At 62.3% G+C, this 14,455-nt stretch carries 15 protein-coding genes and 1 pseudogene; 6 read left to right on the forward strand and 10 right to left on the reverse strand.

The features are described 5' to 3' along the window. Positions 1-71 precede the first annotated feature (71 nt). Positions 72-1,077: pseudogene (gene araH, locus OKW43_RS13505) on the forward strand (L-arabinose ABC transporter permease AraH). A 252-nt stretch (positions 1,078-1,329) separates the two neighbouring features. Here araH and sap1 read toward each other — a convergent pair. Further along, entirely contained in the window at positions 1,330-1,668 is a 339-nt protein-coding gene (gene sap1 / locus OKW43_RS13510; protein ID WP_187632404.1) for a surface attachment protein Sap1, read from the reverse strand. Positions 1,669-2,174: 506 nt separating this feature from the next. Between sap1 and OKW43_RS13515 the strand changes: the two genes are divergently transcribed. Beyond that, on the forward strand, positions 2,175-2,354 hold the full coding sequence (locus OKW43_RS13515) for a hypothetical protein (RefSeq protein ID WP_187632403.1): 180 nt from the start codon (positions 2,175-2,177) through the stop codon (positions 2,352-2,354). Between the two features lie 200 nt (positions 2,355-2,554). On the opposite strand, the gene OKW43_RS13520 is transcribed toward OKW43_RS13515, so the two are convergent. Together OKW43_RS13520 and OKW43_RS13525 are read right to left on the reverse strand one after the other, a co-directional pair. Beyond that, entirely contained in the window at positions 2,555-2,980 is a 426-nt protein-coding gene (locus tag OKW43_RS13520) for an HIT family protein (protein ID WP_187632647.1), read from the reverse strand. Positions 2,981-3,080: 100 nt separating this feature from the next. Further along, positions 3,081-4,016 (reverse strand): GlxA family transcriptional regulator, encoded by a 936-nt coding sequence (locus OKW43_RS13525; protein ID WP_429447800.1) that lies wholly within the window; start codon positions 4,014-4,016, stop codon positions 3,081-3,083. A 174-nt stretch (positions 4,017-4,190) separates the two neighbouring features. Here OKW43_RS13525 and OKW43_RS13530 point away from each other — a divergent pair, with 174 nt between their 5' ends. Both OKW43_RS13530 and OKW43_RS13535 read left to right on the forward strand, forming a co-directional pair. Next, complete coding sequence (locus OKW43_RS13530; RefSeq protein ID WP_187632401.1) at positions 4,191-5,027, forward strand: SDR family NAD(P)-dependent oxidoreductase; 837 nt, start codon at positions 4,191-4,193, stop codon at positions 5,025-5,027. 233 nt (positions 5,028-5,260) lie between these two features. Further along, a complete protein-coding gene (locus OKW43_RS13535) occupies positions 5,261-5,590 on the forward strand; it encodes an ecotin precursor (protein WP_187632400.1) in 330 nt (109 codons plus the stop codon). A gap of 98 nt (positions 5,591-5,688) precedes the next feature. Here OKW43_RS13535 and OKW43_RS13540 read toward each other — a convergent pair whose 3' ends face one another. The 3 genes from OKW43_RS13540 to mnmE form a co-directional block, all read right to left on the reverse strand. Beyond that, positions 5,689-5,850, reverse strand: a complete 162-nt coding sequence (locus tag OKW43_RS13540) for a hypothetical protein (protein WP_187632399.1) — start codon at positions 5,848-5,850, stop codon at positions 5,689-5,691. Between the two features lie 246 nt (positions 5,851-6,096). After that, the gene (locus OKW43_RS13545; protein ID WP_187632398.1) at positions 6,097-7,287 is read right to left on the reverse strand and encodes a tyrosine-type recombinase/integrase; all 1,191 of its coding nucleotides are present in this window, start codon (positions 7,285-7,287) and stop codon (positions 6,097-6,099) included. 185 nt (positions 7,288-7,472) lie between these two features. Further along, complete coding sequence (gene mnmE, locus OKW43_RS13550; protein ID WP_187632397.1) at positions 7,473-8,867, reverse strand: tRNA uridine-5-carboxymethylaminomethyl(34) synthesis GTPase MnmE; 1,395 nt, start codon at positions 8,865-8,867, stop codon at positions 7,473-7,475. A 375-nt stretch (positions 8,868-9,242) separates the two neighbouring features. On the opposite strand from mnmE, the gene OKW43_RS13555 reads away from it, so the two are divergent. Continuing rightward, positions 9,243-9,650 (forward strand): XRE family transcriptional regulator, encoded by a 408-nt coding sequence (locus OKW43_RS13555; RefSeq protein ID WP_187632396.1) that lies wholly within the window; start codon positions 9,243-9,245, stop codon positions 9,648-9,650. A 137-nt stretch (positions 9,651-9,787) separates the two neighbouring features. Here the strand turns inward: OKW43_RS13555 and yidC are convergent, their stop codons facing one another. The 4 genes from yidC to rpmH form a co-directional block, all read right to left on the reverse strand. After that, complete coding sequence (gene yidC / locus OKW43_RS13560) at positions 9,788-11,446, reverse strand: membrane protein insertase YidC (protein ID WP_187632395.1); 1,659 nt, start codon at positions 11,444-11,446, stop codon at positions 9,788-9,790. A gap of 30 nt (positions 11,447-11,476) precedes the next feature. Beyond that, on the reverse strand, positions 11,477-11,707 hold the full coding sequence (gene yidD, locus OKW43_RS13565; RefSeq protein ID WP_187632646.1) for a membrane protein insertion efficiency factor YidD: 231 nt from the start codon (positions 11,705-11,707) through the stop codon (positions 11,477-11,479). Between the two features lie 112 nt (positions 11,708-11,819). Further along, the gene (rnpA, locus tag OKW43_RS13570; protein ID WP_376776297.1) at positions 11,820-12,299 is read right to left on the reverse strand and encodes a ribonuclease P protein component; all 480 of its coding nucleotides are present in this window, start codon (positions 12,297-12,299) and stop codon (positions 11,820-11,822) included. A 19-nt stretch (positions 12,300-12,318) separates the two neighbouring features. After that, positions 12,319-12,453, reverse strand: coding sequence for a 50S ribosomal protein L34 (rpmH, locus tag OKW43_RS13575; protein WP_004198824.1), 135 nt, complete (start codon positions 12,451-12,453; stop codon positions 12,319-12,321). A gap of 383 nt (positions 12,454-12,836) precedes the next feature. Between rpmH and dnaA the strand changes: the two genes are divergently transcribed. Next, positions 12,837-14,435, forward strand: a complete 1,599-nt coding sequence (gene dnaA, locus OKW43_RS13580; RefSeq protein ID WP_222945435.1) for a chromosomal replication initiator protein DnaA — start codon at positions 12,837-12,839, stop codon at positions 14,433-14,435. Positions 14,436-14,455: the final 20 nt, after the last annotated feature.

Here is a 14,455-nt window from a genome sequence, read left to right on the forward strand (position 1 = left end):
CGCAACGGATCGCGCCACCAGACCTCTTACCGAATACCGCAACGAAAATGGCATTGAATGGAACAGACATCATGAACACACCTTCGACCGATTCCTCGACCCCCGCCGTCGCCTCCGCGGGCTTGACTGCGCGCGCCGCGCGCACCTGGGACCTGATCAACAAATCCGGCATCGTGATGGTGTTCGTCATCCTGTTCGCGGTGCTGTCGTTCACGGTCCCTGACTTTCTGAGCACGCGCAATATCCAGGGCCTGCTGCTGTCGGTCACGCTGATCGGCTCGATCTCCGTCACGATGATGTTCGTGCTCGCGCTCGGCGAGGTGGACCTGTCGGTGGCGTCGATCGTTGCGTTTTCGGGCGTGGTGGCTTCCGTGCTGATCACCGCGACGCATAGTGTGTTAGTCGGCGTCGCGGCCGGCGTGCTCGCGGGCGGCGCGGTCGGGCTCGTCAACGGCACACTGGTGGGCGCGCTACAAGATCAACTCGCTGATCGTCACGCTCGCGATGATGGAGGTCGTGCGCGGCCTCGCGTACATCACGTCGAACGGCGACGCGGTGATGATCTCCGAGGAGCGCTTTTTCGATCTCGGCGGCGGCTCGTTCCTCGGCATTTCGTATCCGATCTGGAGCAACATCGTCGGCTTCGTGCTGTTCGGCTTTCTGCTGAAAAAGACCGTGTTCGGCAAGAACGTGCTGGCGGTCGGCGGCAATAGCGAAGCGGCTGTGCTCGCTGGACTGCCCGTCACGCGCATCAAGATCACCGTGTTCGTGCTGCAAGGCCTCGTCACCGGCTTTGCGGGCGTGATGCTCGCGTCGCGCATGAGCCTCGGCGATCCGAAAACGTCGGTTGGACTGGAACTCGGCGTGATTTCCGCGTGCGTGCTCGGCGGCGTGTCGCTGACGGGCGGTGTCGCGACGATCTCCGGCGTGCTGGTCGGCGTGCTGATCATGGGCTCGGTGCAGGACGCCATGAGCCTGCTGAACGTGCCCACGTTCTATCAATACCTGATTCGCGGCGGCATCCTGCTGCTCGCGGTGCTGTTCGACCAGTTCCGCCGCAGCAAGCGCGTGCACTGACGCGCGATTGCTTATGGCCGGATTTCCTGCGCTTTGCGAGAAGGCGTGCTGCCGATGCGGGTCGATAAAGTCCGCATCGGCTTTTTTTATTGCACGCGAAGCGTGGCCGGCATGGAAAGCAATAAAAAAACGGCCTGGCATTTGAATGCCCAAGCCGTCTTCTAACTCACGTGTTCGTGCCTGCGGCTTTAAAGCCGCAGCGGATACGCGTGCGACCGCATTCCGGCTTTTGCCGGAATACCGGTGTTGTGCTTATTGCTTGATAAATCGGTCGTTCGCCCAGAGCCCCTCGGTGTCGCTATTGCCTGAATTCACGAACTCGACGTCGTGGCCGACCACGCGCACCACGCGGAAACTTGAATCGGTCGGTGTCGACACGCATTGATATCCGGAGAAGAATTCCTGCATCTGCTGCTGTTCACCGGCCTGCGCGTGGTGATCGGCGGCATCGAGCTTGTCCTTTGATACGCAGCCATACGCATTGGCCTTGAACTGGATCGTTTGCTGCGGCTTGATCATGACGTCTTGCGCATGAACGCTAGCGGCAGCCAAACCCGCAATGGCGAAAACAGCGGCAATACGAGTTCTCATTTTCTTCCTCCGGTGCGGACCGAAAAATACTTGGGTTAGCTATGTATTTAACTTTAACGGTGGACGCGCAATTCGCACTCTAGAAGAACCAAGGAGAACGACAAGCACATCTTGTGTGCAGTCGCAACAGTGGCGAATTGTCGCAGCAAGTGCCGTAGCTGATTAAAGCTTGAGCAGACGCTTGGTCGACCCGCAATGAAATGGATAACTAAAAAGCCCGTCGTACGCACGCCTCTAACTGGTAAAGCTTTGCACGAGAATTCGCGTAAACGCGTAGCGGCAATTAAGCAATCTAATACAATTTAATCAATGACTTTGTGCACCGCACACCAAGTCATGCACCAGGCAAAGGCGGTTATGCGCAATAACGAGGCAGGTGCAGAAAATAAACAGTGCCAGCTGTGTGTCACGGGCTTTCTCGAAAGGTGGGGATCGCCGTCGCGCAAGCATGCGGGTACAGGCGGTGCTCTACAATAAAAACAAATCTCCTGCGCCTGGAGGCTATCGTGAACGAGCACGTGATACTCGGGATTTTTCTGGTCGTTCCGCTGCTGATCGTCATGTTTCTTTTTTCTGACGAATTGTGGCAGGAGCATCGAGACCTGCATGACGGACGGCCGTTGCCACCGCGTCCGCGACGCATCGACTGGCGACATCCGCTGCGCCGTTCGCGCGAGCGGCTATAAACCGAGAAGCGGATCGCCAAAGAAAAAAGCCTGCCACAGGGGCAGGCTGAAAAAAGAGATCCACACTCAATGCCTTGAATACAAGGCAACAGCAGTCTAGTCGCGCGGCGCCCATCGGTGGTTTCAACGGCTTTTACAGTTGTTACCGAGCGTGACCGTGACGTGCAGTGGGTTGCATTGGCGTGCGATGCGTCGCGCTTTCAATGGGCGCGCCAGTGCGCGCGAATCCGTTTGGCCAGCGCTTCGAGTGTGTCCGCATCGGCGGGCTCGCGCGCATGCAGCTTCAGCGGTTGACCTTCCCAGCGCGGAATCACGTGGAAATGCACGTGCGGCACCGTCTGTCCGGCCGCCGCACCGTTGAACTGGCCGATGAACACGCCGTCCGGGCGCAGTGCTGCACGCACCGCAATCGCCAGCTTTTGCGCCATGCGCGTCGACTCGACGAGCGCCGCATCGGACAGATCGAAAATTTCCGCGACCGCCTCCTTCGGCACGACGAGCAAATGGCCGTCAGCTTGCGGCATCAAGTCCATGAAAGCCAGCGCCTGGTCATTTTCGGCCACCTTGATGCAGGGTAATTCGCCGCGCAAAATTTTTGCGAACGGGTTGCTGTCGTTGTATTCCATCGCGTTTCCTTTCATTTGGGCTGGGTTCATTCACGGCTCGTGCGGAACAGGGCTTTTTCGCGCAGCTTCGCACCGCGGTTTCCTATTCTCTACCGAACGCTTACGGCACGCGTGCGGCGCGCCGGATTGCTTGCGGCGGCTGGCCGAACGCGCGCAGAAACGCGCGCCGCATCCGCTCGGGGTCGATGAAGCCAGTGTCGGCCGCGACCGTTTCGATCGAGTGACGGCCGGTTTCAAGCATCGTGCGTGCCACTTCGACACGCAGCGCCTCGATCGCGCGAGCCGGCGACTGGCGCGTCTCGTCGCGAAACGCGCGGCTGAACTGGCGTGGACTCAGACGCGCGACGTCGGCGAGCTGTTCGACGGTCAGCGGCTCGCGCAGATGGTTTTTCGCATACGACAGCGCGTTCTGGATTCGATCGGATTTCGGTTCGAGATCGAGCATCGCGGAGTACTGCGATTGCCCGCCGGTGCGCCGGTGATAGACGACGAGCTTCTTCGCGATCGCGCGCGACACCGCGACGCCGAGGTCGTTTTCGACGAGCGCGAGGCACAGATCGATGCACGCGGTCATGCCGGCCGACGTCCACACCGAGCCGTCGACGATGAAGATGCGGTCCTCGTCGACCCGCGCGCGCGGAAAGCGCCGCTGCAGATCGCGCGCATGCGCCCAGTGCGTGGTCGCGTGGCGGCCGTCGAGAATGCCCGCTTCGGCGAGCACGAACGCACCGGTACAGATGCTCGCGGTGCGGCGCGAGGCGGCGAGCGCGTCGTTCAGAAACGCGAGCAGCCCCGGCGACGACGGTGCAATCTGCATCGCGCCGGTGACGATCACCGTGTCATAGGCCGGATCGCCGAACGGCCGCGTCGCGAGCTCGACGCCCGCCGAGCTGCGCACCATGCCGCCGTGCTCGGAGATCACCGCGACGTCGTACGCCGGCTCGCCGCTGTCCTGATTGGCGAGTTCGAAAATCGATACCGCGACCATGTCGAGGATCTGGAAGCCTGGAAACACCACCACGCCGATGCGTTTCATTGCGATGTCCTGAAACGAGGGAAATATGACATTTGAGACGGAACGGTACGCGCCTAGACTCAACTCGTCAACACCGTCGCATCAGCGCGAATGCCGCGCGGCGGCGAGTTCACGGATGTTCCCATTTACCGGATACGGCGGATGCGTCACGCGCAGCCCGCAAGGAGAGCTTCAATGACAACCCAGGCAGACAACGTCGTACAAGGCAACTCGAACGAAGGCAAGGGCACGGCGGTGGTCACGGGCGCCTCGTCGGGTATCGGCGCGGTGTACGCCGACCGACTCGCGCGGCGCGGCTACGACCTGCTGCTGATCGCGCGCGACGGTGCGCGCCTCACCAGTCTCGCCGACCGGCTGACGAAGGAGACCGGTCGCCGCGTGCGCACGGTGAGCGCCGATCTGACCGACAAGGCCGACGTGCGCCGCATCGAGAACCAGCTGCGCGCCGAACGCGGCATCACGATGCTGGTCAACAACGCGGGTGTCGGCGCGACCGCGACGCTGATCGACTCGGACATCGATCAGCTCGAGCAGATGATCGACCTGAACGTGACCTCGCTGACGCGCCTGACGGCGGCGGTGTTGCCGGGGTTCGTCGCGCGTGGCGCGGGCACGGTGATCAATATCTCGTCGATCGTCGCGTTGGCGCCGGAATTGTTGAACGGCACTTACAGCGGCACCAAGGCGTACGTGTTGAACCTCACGCAGTCGCTGCATCACGAGGTGGGCGGCAAGGGCGTGCGGCTGCAGGCGGTGCTGCCGGGCGCGACGAGCACCGCGTTCTGGGATCGCGCGGGTCTCGCGGTCGAAAACCTGCCTTCGCAGATCGTGATGAGCGCCGAGCACATGGTCGACGCGGCGCTTGCCGGTCTCGATCAGGGTGAGCTGGTGACGATCCCGTCGTTACCCGATGCCGCCGACTGGGAGCGTCTGAACAGCGCGCGTCTGCATCTGCAGCCGAATCTGTCGCGCAGCGCGCCGGCCGAGCGCTATACGCGCGCCGTGGTGTGAAACAGAACGCGGGGAAGGGCGGCTCCCGACTCAGCCGCTGACCGCCACCTGATTCTTCCCATTGGGTGTCGCGCGATACAGGCCGACGTGGGCGGCCTCGATCAGCGTCGTGACGGGCGACACATGCGCCGTTATGCACCTGTTACAGAGTTAATGTCCGGTTACCAACTGCAGCATCTATTTCCGCGCGCGTCGGCGACAATGCGTCCATGCCTGAACGGCGGGAGCTTAATATGAAAAAGATCGCAGTGGCGTTGGTTATGGCTGGGAGTCTGACGGTGGCGAGCCAGGCGTCCGCGCACGGAAACGGCGGTGACGTGGTGGGCGCGCTGATCGGTGGCGCGGTGCTGGGCGCAGTGGTCAGCTCGGTGTTGACACCAGCGCCGGTGGTCGCGTATCCGCAGCCGGTCTATGCGCAACCCGCATATCAGCCCGCGCCGGCCTATGCGACACCTCCGCCCGCCTATTGCTACGACCAGTATCAGCGCGCCTACGTCGCGTGCGGCGCACCGCCGCCTGGACAGTACGGGTATGCACAGCCGCAATCCGAGCCCCAGTGGTGACTGCGTGAAGGTTGTGATGCGCGGACGATTCGGACTAACAGCGCGCAGACAAAAAGGCCGTCGCCCAATGCGACGGCCTTTTGCATGTGAGGCACGGCTTAATGCTTGTGATGAAGCCACTCCGCGTAATGCGTGTCGAGCCAGCGCTCGAGCCTGGGCGGCCTGGATGCGTCGCGGTGACGCGACATCATCCAGATGGCAATGCCGACCACCAGCATGACGGCGGGCCCCATCAGGTAGGCGAGCATCGATTCAGACATCGGAACCTCCGTTTCGGCTTGCATCCATCTGTCAGTGTAGGCGATGGAAGCGGGGAAAGAACGACGAAGTGAAACGGTCAATTGAAGCGGAAAAAGGCGCATTTGCGCCGGGAATGGAAACCTGATTTCTTAATGACATTACCTTTATTTGCCTAGGTTTGTGGCAAGGCCGCATCGGCCTGTGTACCAACCCATTGCCGGCATGACGGCAAACGTCGGATGGCGCCAAAACCCATGACAATGCCGTCAGGCGATCCCGTTCGCCGTCTGCCGTGCGACTTCCATCTGGCTATCGACAAAGTCCGCCCAACTCTGAAGCATGCGACGTCCCCGCGCTGCTTCGCCAGTTGCTTCGCGCTTCGTGATGTCGCCCCCCGCGCCTGATTGGCGCTCCATGTCGCGCAGATGCGTCGACGCAGTCCGCCGAAAGTCATGCAGCACGAAATGCTCCACGTCGAGCCCCAATGCCTTGACCGCCTGGTTCAGCGTGCTCTTCGCGATCGGCCTATCGTCGCCCCTGATGCTCGGGAATACGAACCTCTCGCTGGTGCGCGCGCGCTGCAGCTCGCGCAGCAGCGCAACCGCCTGACGCGGCAGGCAGACGATGCGATCCTCGCGCGCGTTCAGGCGCGCGGCGGGAATCGTCCATAGCGCGTTGTCGAGATCGAACTCGGCCCATGTCGATTCGACGAGGTCCGATTTGCGCGCCATCGTCAGCACCAGCAGATGCAGCGCGAGTTTCAGCGGGCGGCGGATATTCGACGTGTCGATCGTGTGCAACATGACGCCGATCTCGGCGCCGGACAGCACGCGGGTGCGACTGTCGAAGGTCGCGATCGAGCGCGCCGGCACGACTTCCGCGGGGTTGCCGACCGCGAGCTGCCGCGCGATCAGGTAGGCGTACAGGCGCTTCACGACGTTGCGTGTGTGCAGCGCCATTTTCGGCGAGCCGCGGCCTTTGATTCGCTCGCAAATCGCGACGATGTCGTCGGCGCTCACCGCGCCGATCGGCTTGTTGCCGATCGCGGGCAGCACGTCCTTGTCGAGCGCGCGCCGCGTGGTGCGGCGATATTCGTCCGACTTGCCGGCCAGTGCGGTCGCGAGATAAAGGTCGGCCGCTTCACGCAGCACGTCGGCCTTGCTCTCGGCGCCGCGATCGCGCCGCGCGGTCGCGACCGGCGAGATGCCCTGCGCGACGAGCGCTGCGTACTTCTGCGCTTTCGCGCGCGCGACGCGCAGTGAAATCATCCGGTAATCGCCGATGGTCGCGAGCGGCTGACGCTTGCCGTTCAACGTATAGCGGAAGCGCCAGACCTTGGTGCCGGTCGTCATGACCTCGATCACGAGGCCGTTGCCGTCGGCGACACAGTAGCGGGTCGCGCGCGGTTCGAGCGCGCGGATCTCGGATTCGGTGAGCGGGGTGGCGAGGCGGGGCATGCTTTCAGGACACTGTACGTGGTGGCTCAGACAGCGGCGATTTTAAACCTTTGCGTTAGCTGTGTACCAATAATTCAGTGGATTTTGGGTCGACGGAGTGTCATTTGCACCTGCGCCGCAGCGGTGCCTATTTGACCTTGATGGTTGGTATGACGGCCGTGTTGCACGGATCCGCCAGTCCGGCGTTACTTGCCGATGCAGAATCGGCTGAAAATCACTCCGAGCAGATCGTCCGAACTGAACTCACCGGTGATCGAGTTCAACTGACCCTGCGCGAGCCGCAATTCCTCGGCGAACAGATCGAGCGCCTGCGCGTTCTGCTCCGCATGCGCGGCGGCGCTCGCCAGATGCTCGTCGGCCGCGCGCAATGCAATCAGATGCCGCTCGCGCGCGAGATAGACGCTTTCCGCGCCCGCCTGCCAACCGGCGATGCGTAGCAGTTCGCCGCGGAGCAATGCGACGCCTTCGCCTTTCTTCGCCGACAGCCACACCTCGCTGAGCTCGAGATCGGCGTCGAGTGCCTGCGTCGCCGGCGCGAGCCCGGTCAAGTCCGTTTTGTTCAGCACGCGCACGATCGGCACGCCGCGCGGAAAGCGTCCGGCGATCGTCTCGTCGTCGGCCGTCATGCCGGTGCGCGCGTCGAGCAAATGCAGCACCACGTCCGCCCGCTCGATCTCGCCCCACGTGCGCTCGATGCCGATCTTCTCGACCTCGTCCTCGGTCTCGCGCAAGCCGGCGGTGTCGATCACGTGCAGCGGGATGCCTTCGATCTGGATCGTCTGCGCGACCTTGTCGCGCGTCGTGCCGGCGATCGGCGTGACGATCGCGAGTTCGGCACCGGCGAGCGCGTTCAGCAGCGAAGACTTGCCGACGTTCGGCTGCCCCGCCAGCACGACTGACAAACCCTCGCGCAGCAGCGCACCTTGGCGCGCCTCGCTCAGCACGTGCGCGAGACGCTCGCGTATGCGCGCGAGCTTGCCGCCCGCGTCGGCGGCTTCGAGAAAGTCGATTTCCTCTTCGGGGAAGTCGAGCGTCGCTTCGACCAGCATCCGCAGCGTAATCACTTCTTCGACTAGTGCGTGGATGTCGCGCGAGAACGCGCCGTCGAGCGAGCGGCCGGCCGAACGCGCGGCGGCCTCGGTGCTCGCCTCGATCAGATCGGCGACGGCTTCGGCCTGCGCAAGATCGAGCTTGTCGTTCAGAAACGCGCGACGTGTGAATTCGCCGGGCTCGGCGAGCCGCAGACCGAACGCGCGGCCGGCGTCGACGCAGCGCTGCAGGACCAACTGCAACACGACCGGCCCGCCGTGGCCTTGCAGTTCCAGCACGTGCTCGCCGGTGTACGAATGCGGCGCCGGAAAGTACAGCGCGATGCCGCGGTCGAGCGGATTGCCGCTCGCGTCGAGAAACGGCACGTAGCTCGCGTGGCGCGCGGCGAGCGTCTGGCCGGTGAGCGCGTGCATCAACGGCTGGGCGGCCGCCGCGCCAGCGCGGCCGAACGAAATCCGCACGACGCCGATGCCTCCGCGGCCGGGCGCGGTAGCAATGGCAACGATGGGATCGGAGTCGGTCGTGAGCATGGGAAGTCGGGCGAAAACACGAGGGGAGGGCGGGCCGCGTCGTTCGAGTCGGCGCGAGGCATTGTAACGCGCGCGCCTCGGACGGAAGGGCTCGCGGCAAAGGCGCGAAGAAGGCGCGCTTTCGTTCTATTGGCTGCGTAGTTCAGATTTATCTTAAGTAAGCTAGGATCATTACTGCGTTACTTAAGAATAATTAAGATTCGGCTGGTCCTGCAATTCCGGCAAAGGCAAGCCAGGTAATAGAAAGATGAAAAAAATCGATTTCGTGCAACGCATTACGGGGCGTGCGCTGCAAGCTAAAACTATCTCAAATAGGGGAAAACTAAACTTGGTCGGTTGTCAACTGGTTGAACGCTGAATTGCACAATCTGGCCCATGCCGACCGACAAAGAAAAAGCCGCCTTCGCGAAGAGACTGAAGGATCTGCTCGAGCCGCTGAAAATTCGCGGCGGGACCAAACTCGCCGAGCAGTTCAATCTTCGCTATCACGGCGAGCGTTCCGTGACACCGCAGACCGCGCACAAATGGCTGACGGGTACGACGATTCCAAAGCCGGATAAGTTGCGCACGCTCGCCGAATGGCTGAACGTCAACGAGCATTGGCTCCATTACGGACCGCCGCCCGGCACTAGCGCGAGACCGATGGCTCGCGGGGAAAAATATCCGCCGACTCCCGAAACGATCGAGCTCGCCTCCAAGATCGCATCGTTGACGCCGAAGGACCGAAATCTGGTCGAGGAAATGATCGTGCGCTTCTACGGCGAAGATTCCGACGACGAGTGAGCGACGAATAATGAGCATGCGGCCGCCTGCCGCATTTTGTTCAACTGCCATAAAAAAACCGCCCGGTTCGCACCGGGCGGCTTTTCGTTTTTCGGCTTGCGTCGCGGCGGCCATGCGGGCCGCCGCTGAGCAGAACATCAGGCCGGCTTCGCCTTCGAGCTGCCCATCATCCGCGTGATGTAGTACTGCTGTGCGATCGACAGCACGTTGTTCACGACGTAGTACAGCACGAGACCCGCCGGGAAGAAGAAGAACATGACCGAGAACGCGATCGGCATGAACATCATCATCTTTGCCTGAACCGGATCTGGCGGCGTCGGGTTCAAGCGGGTCTGCAGGAACATCGACACGGCCATCAGGACCGGCAGGATGAAATACGGGTCCTGCTGCGACAGATCCTGAATCCACAGAATCCACGGCGCACCGCGCATTTCCACCGATGACAGCAGCACCCAGTACAGCGAGATGAACACCGGAATCTGGATCACGACCGGCAGACAGCCGCCGAACGGATTGACCTTCTCGGTCTTGTACAGCTCCATCAGCGCCGCATTCATCTTCTGCGGATCGCCCTTGAAGCGCTCGCGTAACGCCTGCATGCGCGGCGTGATCGCCTTCATGCGCGCCATCGATTTGTAGCTCGCGGCCGACAGCGGGAAGAACACCGCCTTGATCAGCACCGTGAGCAGCACGATCGACCAGCCCCAGTTGCCGACATAACTGTGGATCTTCGACAGCAGCCAGAACAGCGGCTTCGCGATGATCGTGACCCAGCCGTAGTCCTTCACCAGATCGAGGCCCGGCGCGATGCCTGCGAGCATCTTCTCTTCTTCCGGACCGGCGAACAGACGCGCGTTCACGCTGATGGTCTGACCCGGCTGGATGGTCGGCATCGCCTGCTTGATGCCGACGCGATACAGCGACGGATCGATCTTCTCGGCGTAGAAGTCACGCTTTGCGCCCTCCTGCGGAATCCAGGCCGACGCGAAGTAGTGCTGGACCATCGCGACCCAGCCGTTGTCGGCCGACGTTGCGAAGTTCTCCTTGTTCTTGTCGAGATCGCCGAACGTCATCTTCTGGAAGTGATGCTCGTTCGTGTAGACAGCCGGTCCGATGAACGTGTGCGAGAAGCGCGGCGTTTCGACTGGCTGGTCGTCGCGCACGAGCTCCATATAGACCTGCGGCGTCACCGGCGTGGTGCCGACGTTCTGGACCTTCGTCTCGACGCCGATCACGTAGCTGCCGCGCGTGAACGTATAAGTCTTGATGACCCTGAGGCCGCCTTTTTCCGGCGACTCGAAGCTCATCTGGAACGAGTTCTGACCATTAGCCAGTTCGGTCGGCTGATTCGGCATCAGCGTGAATACGTCGTTGTGATTCGGGAAATCGCCACCTAGCAGGCCGGTGCGCGCCAGATACGTGTGATTTTTCGTTTTGTCGAACAGAGTGATAACGAGATCCGGCTGCTTGCCGTCGCCCTGCTTGACGAGCGATAGGCGCGACAAGGTGCCGCCGCGGGTGTCGATTTCGCCGCTATAGACGTCGGTGCCGAACTTCACGAGTTGCGATTGCTCGGCCGCCGGCGCGTTGCCGGGCGCGGTGGCGTTGGTGGCCGGCAGATCGGCCGGCTGGGTGCCCGGCGTCGTGGTGCCCGGCGCGGCGCTGCCGGCGGTCTGGGTCGGCGTCGTGCTCGGGAAGAACATCGACGGGCGTCCGTGGTCGCGTTGCCAGTTGTCGAACAGCATGACAGCTGACATGAAAAAGATGACCCATAGGACGGTGCGTTTGATATCCATGCGTTGTCTCAGTGTCGATGGAGCGGCGCGTCAGCGCTTTTCAGAAGTGGGTGGCGGGACGAGATCGATACCGCCCGCGGAAAACGGATGGCAGCGGCAAACACGCCTCACGGCGAGATAAGTCCCGCGCGCGGCGCCATGATACTGGATTGCCTCGCGCGCGTAATCAGAGCAGGAAGGGTAAAAACGGCACCGGTTGCCGAGCATGGGGCTGACGGCAAGCTTGTAAAAGCGCAATAAAGCGATGAGTACCGTTTGCATGGCAGGTGCGGCCGGATGGCGCCGCGCAACGTTGAGTACCGGGCGACGCCCGCGCCCTGAAGCTGCCGGCGCCACGTCAGTGGCGGCGACGGAGGTGCGGGCGGTCACTGCGTCATTCCGTCCTGGGCGCCTCCGCGGGCGGCGCCTGACGACGAGTAATTTCGCGCGCTGCCTTGTCGAGCAACGCTTCGATTTCGCTGCGGCACAACGCCTTCAATGGCGACGACGACGCGCTCGGCAAAGTCTTTTTGTCGAAACGCGTATGTAGACGCAGCAGCACATCCCAACCGCCGAATTCTGCACGACGCAGCCGGAAAGCTTCGCGTGCGATGCGGCGCACCAGATTCCGCGTGGCCGCGCGCGACGCATACTTCTTACCGATCACGAGACCAAGACGCGCCTCGTTGCCGGTGGGCCTGCCGTACATGACGAAATGCGCGGTACGGCGCCATGGCCGCAAACGAAAAACGGATGAAAACTCATCCGTTTTTAGCAGCCTTGCGGCTTTGGGGAAGGCGGCTTGCGCTCGCAACGGAACCGAGCCCGGTTGCTGCGCCCCGGCTGCTCCCGCTTCGCTGCGGGCTTCAGTCACAGCGCGCAATCCGCTTGCCTTAGATCGCGAGGCGCTTGCGGCCCTTCGCGCGACGTGCGTTGATGACCTTGCGGCCGCCAGCGGTCTTCATGCGAACGCGGAAGCCGTGGGTGCGCTTGCGACGGGTAACGGAAGGTTGATAGGTACGTTTCATGTTGCTCTCACTCGATCGAAAAAAACCGCGCGATCATCGCTGAAAGCGCAATGGCCGGTGGTTTGCTGAAATTGGTTTTCGCGGAACCCGCTATTTAAACCGGTTTTCCGTTGGCCGTCAATAGTTTAGCCATCTTCCCGCGTAATTGGTGCTTGCCGAAGCAGCTGATCCGTCCCTGTGGATAACTCACTTGCGGGTCCGTTTTGGCGTTAGAATCTCGCCTTACTTCCCAAAAATGTTGCACGTCGCTCCGGCACGTTTGTCCCGCAGACCCTTGTGGCACAAGCGCCTGGGGCCGTTACGCCTGGCTGCTCAGGGCCTTGTTGCGCGTGCGCGACAGGGGCAGCGGCGACCGCCGTGCACACCATAACGATAGCAACTTGATGAACGAATTCTGGCAACACTGTTCCGCATTGCTGGAGCGTGAGCTCACGCCCCAGCAGTACGTGACGTGGATCAAACCCTTGGCCCCGGTCGCCTTCGACGCCGATGCGAACACGTTGAGCATTGCCGCGCCGAACCGATTCAAGCTCGACTGGGTCAAGAGCCAGTTCTCTGGCCGCATCGCGGATATGGCCCGCGATTTCTGGCACACGCCAGTGGACGTGCAATTCGTACTGGATCCGAAGGTTGGCATGCGCGGCCCGGCGGCGGGCGCGCCGACTCCGTCGTTCGCACGCCCGGCTTCGGCGGCGCCGCAGGGCGGCCATGCCGGTGGCGTCGCAGCTGTGGATGCGGCTGTCGGCGCCGTGCAGGCCGCGCATGCCGCACGCCCGAATCCCGCAGCTGCAGCAGCGGCGCTCGCCGCGCAAAACGCGAACTCGCGCAGCACCGCCGAAGACGCAGCCGACCTCGATCTGCCGAGCCTCGACGCGAACGAAGCCGCCGCCGGGCGCCGCACTTGGCGTCCGGGCCAAGGCGCGGGTGCCGCGGCGAGTAGCGAGAGCGACTCGATGTATGAGCGTTCGAAGCTGAACCCCGTGCTGACCTTCGACAACTTCGTCACCGGTAAGGCGAATCAGCTTGCGCGCGCTGCGGCGATCCAGGTGGCCGACAACCCCGGCATCTCGTATAACCCGCTGTTCCTGTACGGCGGCGTGGGCCTCGGCAAGACGCACCTGATCCACGCGATCGGCAATCAGTTGCTGATGGACAAACCCGGTGCGCGGATTCGCTACATCCACGCTGAACAGTATGTGTCCGACGTCGTGAAGGCATACCAGCGCAAGGCATTCGACGACTTCAAGCGCTACTACCACTCGCTCGACCTGCTGCTGATCGACGATATTCAGTTCTTTTCGGGCAAGTCGCGCACGCAAGAGGAATTCTTCTACGCGTTCGAGGCGCTGGTCGCGAACAAGGCGCAGGTCATCATCACGAGCGACACGTATCCGAAGGAAATCTCGGGTATCGACGATCGCCTGATCTCGCGCTTCGATTCTGGCCTGACCGTGGCCATCGAACCGCCCGAACTCGAAATGCGCGTCGCGATTCTGATGCGCAAGGCGCAATCGGAGTTCGTGAGTCTGAACGAAGACGTCGCGTTCTTCGTCGCGAAGCACCTGCGCTCGAACGTGCGCGAGCTCGAAGGCGCGCTGCGCAAGATCCTTGCGTACTCGAGGTTCCACGGCCGCGAAATCACGATCGAACTGACCAAGGAAGCGCTGAAAGACTTGCTGACGGTGCAGAACCGGCAGATCTCAGTGGAAAATATCCAGAAAACGGTCGCCGACTTTTACAGCATCAAGGTCGCGGACATGTATTCGAAGAAGCGTCCGGCGAACATCGCGCGACCGCGGCAGATCGCGATGTACCTGGCTAAGGAGCTGACGCAGAAGAGTCTGCCGGAAATCGGCGAGCTGTTCGGCGGGCGCGACCACACGACGGTGCTGCACGCGGTGCGCAAGATCGCCGATGAGCGCAGCAAGGACGCGCAGCTGAATCACGAACTGCACGTCCTGGAGCAGACGCTGAAAGGCTAAACGCGCTGGCCGCACGCGAC

The sequence above is a fragment of the Paraburkholderia sp. WC7.3g genome (assembly GCF_050436345.1).
GTDB lineage: Bacteria > Pseudomonadota > Gammaproteobacteria > Burkholderiales > Burkholderiaceae > Paraburkholderia > Paraburkholderia podalyriae.

What these genes read in the sequence shown, in the direction of transcription:
- yidD (WP_187632646.1), bottom strand. Translation starts at nt 11,707, where the DNA reads ATGCAAACGGTACTCATCGCTTTATTGCGCTTTTACAAGCTTGCCGTC.
- mnmE (WP_187632397.1), bottom strand. Translation starts at nt 8,867, where the DNA reads ATGCTCACGACCGACTCCGATCCCATCGTTGCCATTGCTACCGCGCCC.
- OKW43_RS13530 (WP_187632401.1), top strand. Translation starts at nt 4,191, where the DNA reads ATGACAACCCAGGCAGACAACGTCGTACAAGGCAACTCGAACGAAGGC.
- dnaA (WP_222945435.1), top strand. Translation starts at nt 12,837, where the DNA reads ATGAACGAATTCTGGCAACACTGTTCCGCATTGCTGGAGCGTGAGCTC.
- sap1 (WP_187632404.1), bottom strand. Translation starts at nt 1,668, where the DNA reads ATGAGAACTCGTATTGCCGCTGTTTTCGCCATTGCGGGTTTGGCTGCC.
- rpmH (WP_004198824.1), bottom strand. Translation starts at nt 12,453, where the DNA reads ATGAAACGTACCTATCAACCTTCCGTTACCCGTCGCAAGCGCACCCAC.
- yidC (WP_187632395.1), bottom strand. Translation starts at nt 11,446, where the DNA reads ATGGATATCAAACGCACCGTCCTATGGGTCATCTTTTTCATGTCAGCT.
- OKW43_RS13535 (WP_187632400.1), top strand. Translation starts at nt 5,261, where the DNA reads ATGAAAAAGATCGCAGTGGCGTTGGTTATGGCTGGGAGTCTGACGGTG.
- OKW43_RS13520 (WP_187632647.1), bottom strand. Translation starts at nt 2,980, where the DNA reads ATGGAATACAACGACAGCAACCCGTTCGCAAAAATTTTGCGCGGCGAA.
- OKW43_RS13545 (WP_187632398.1), bottom strand. Translation starts at nt 7,287, where the DNA reads ATGCCCCGCCTCGCCACCCCGCTCACCGAATCCGAGATCCGCGCGCTC.
- OKW43_RS13540 (WP_187632399.1), bottom strand. Translation starts at nt 5,850, where the DNA reads ATGTCTGAATCGATGCTCGCCTACCTGATGGGGCCCGCCGTCATGCTG.
- OKW43_RS13555 (WP_187632396.1), top strand. Translation starts at nt 9,243, where the DNA reads ATGCCGACCGACAAAGAAAAAGCCGCCTTCGCGAAGAGACTGAAGGAT.
- OKW43_RS13525 (WP_429447800.1), bottom strand. Translation starts at nt 4,016, where the DNA reads ATGAAACGCATCGGCGTGGTGGTGTTTCCAGGCTTCCAGATCCTCGAC.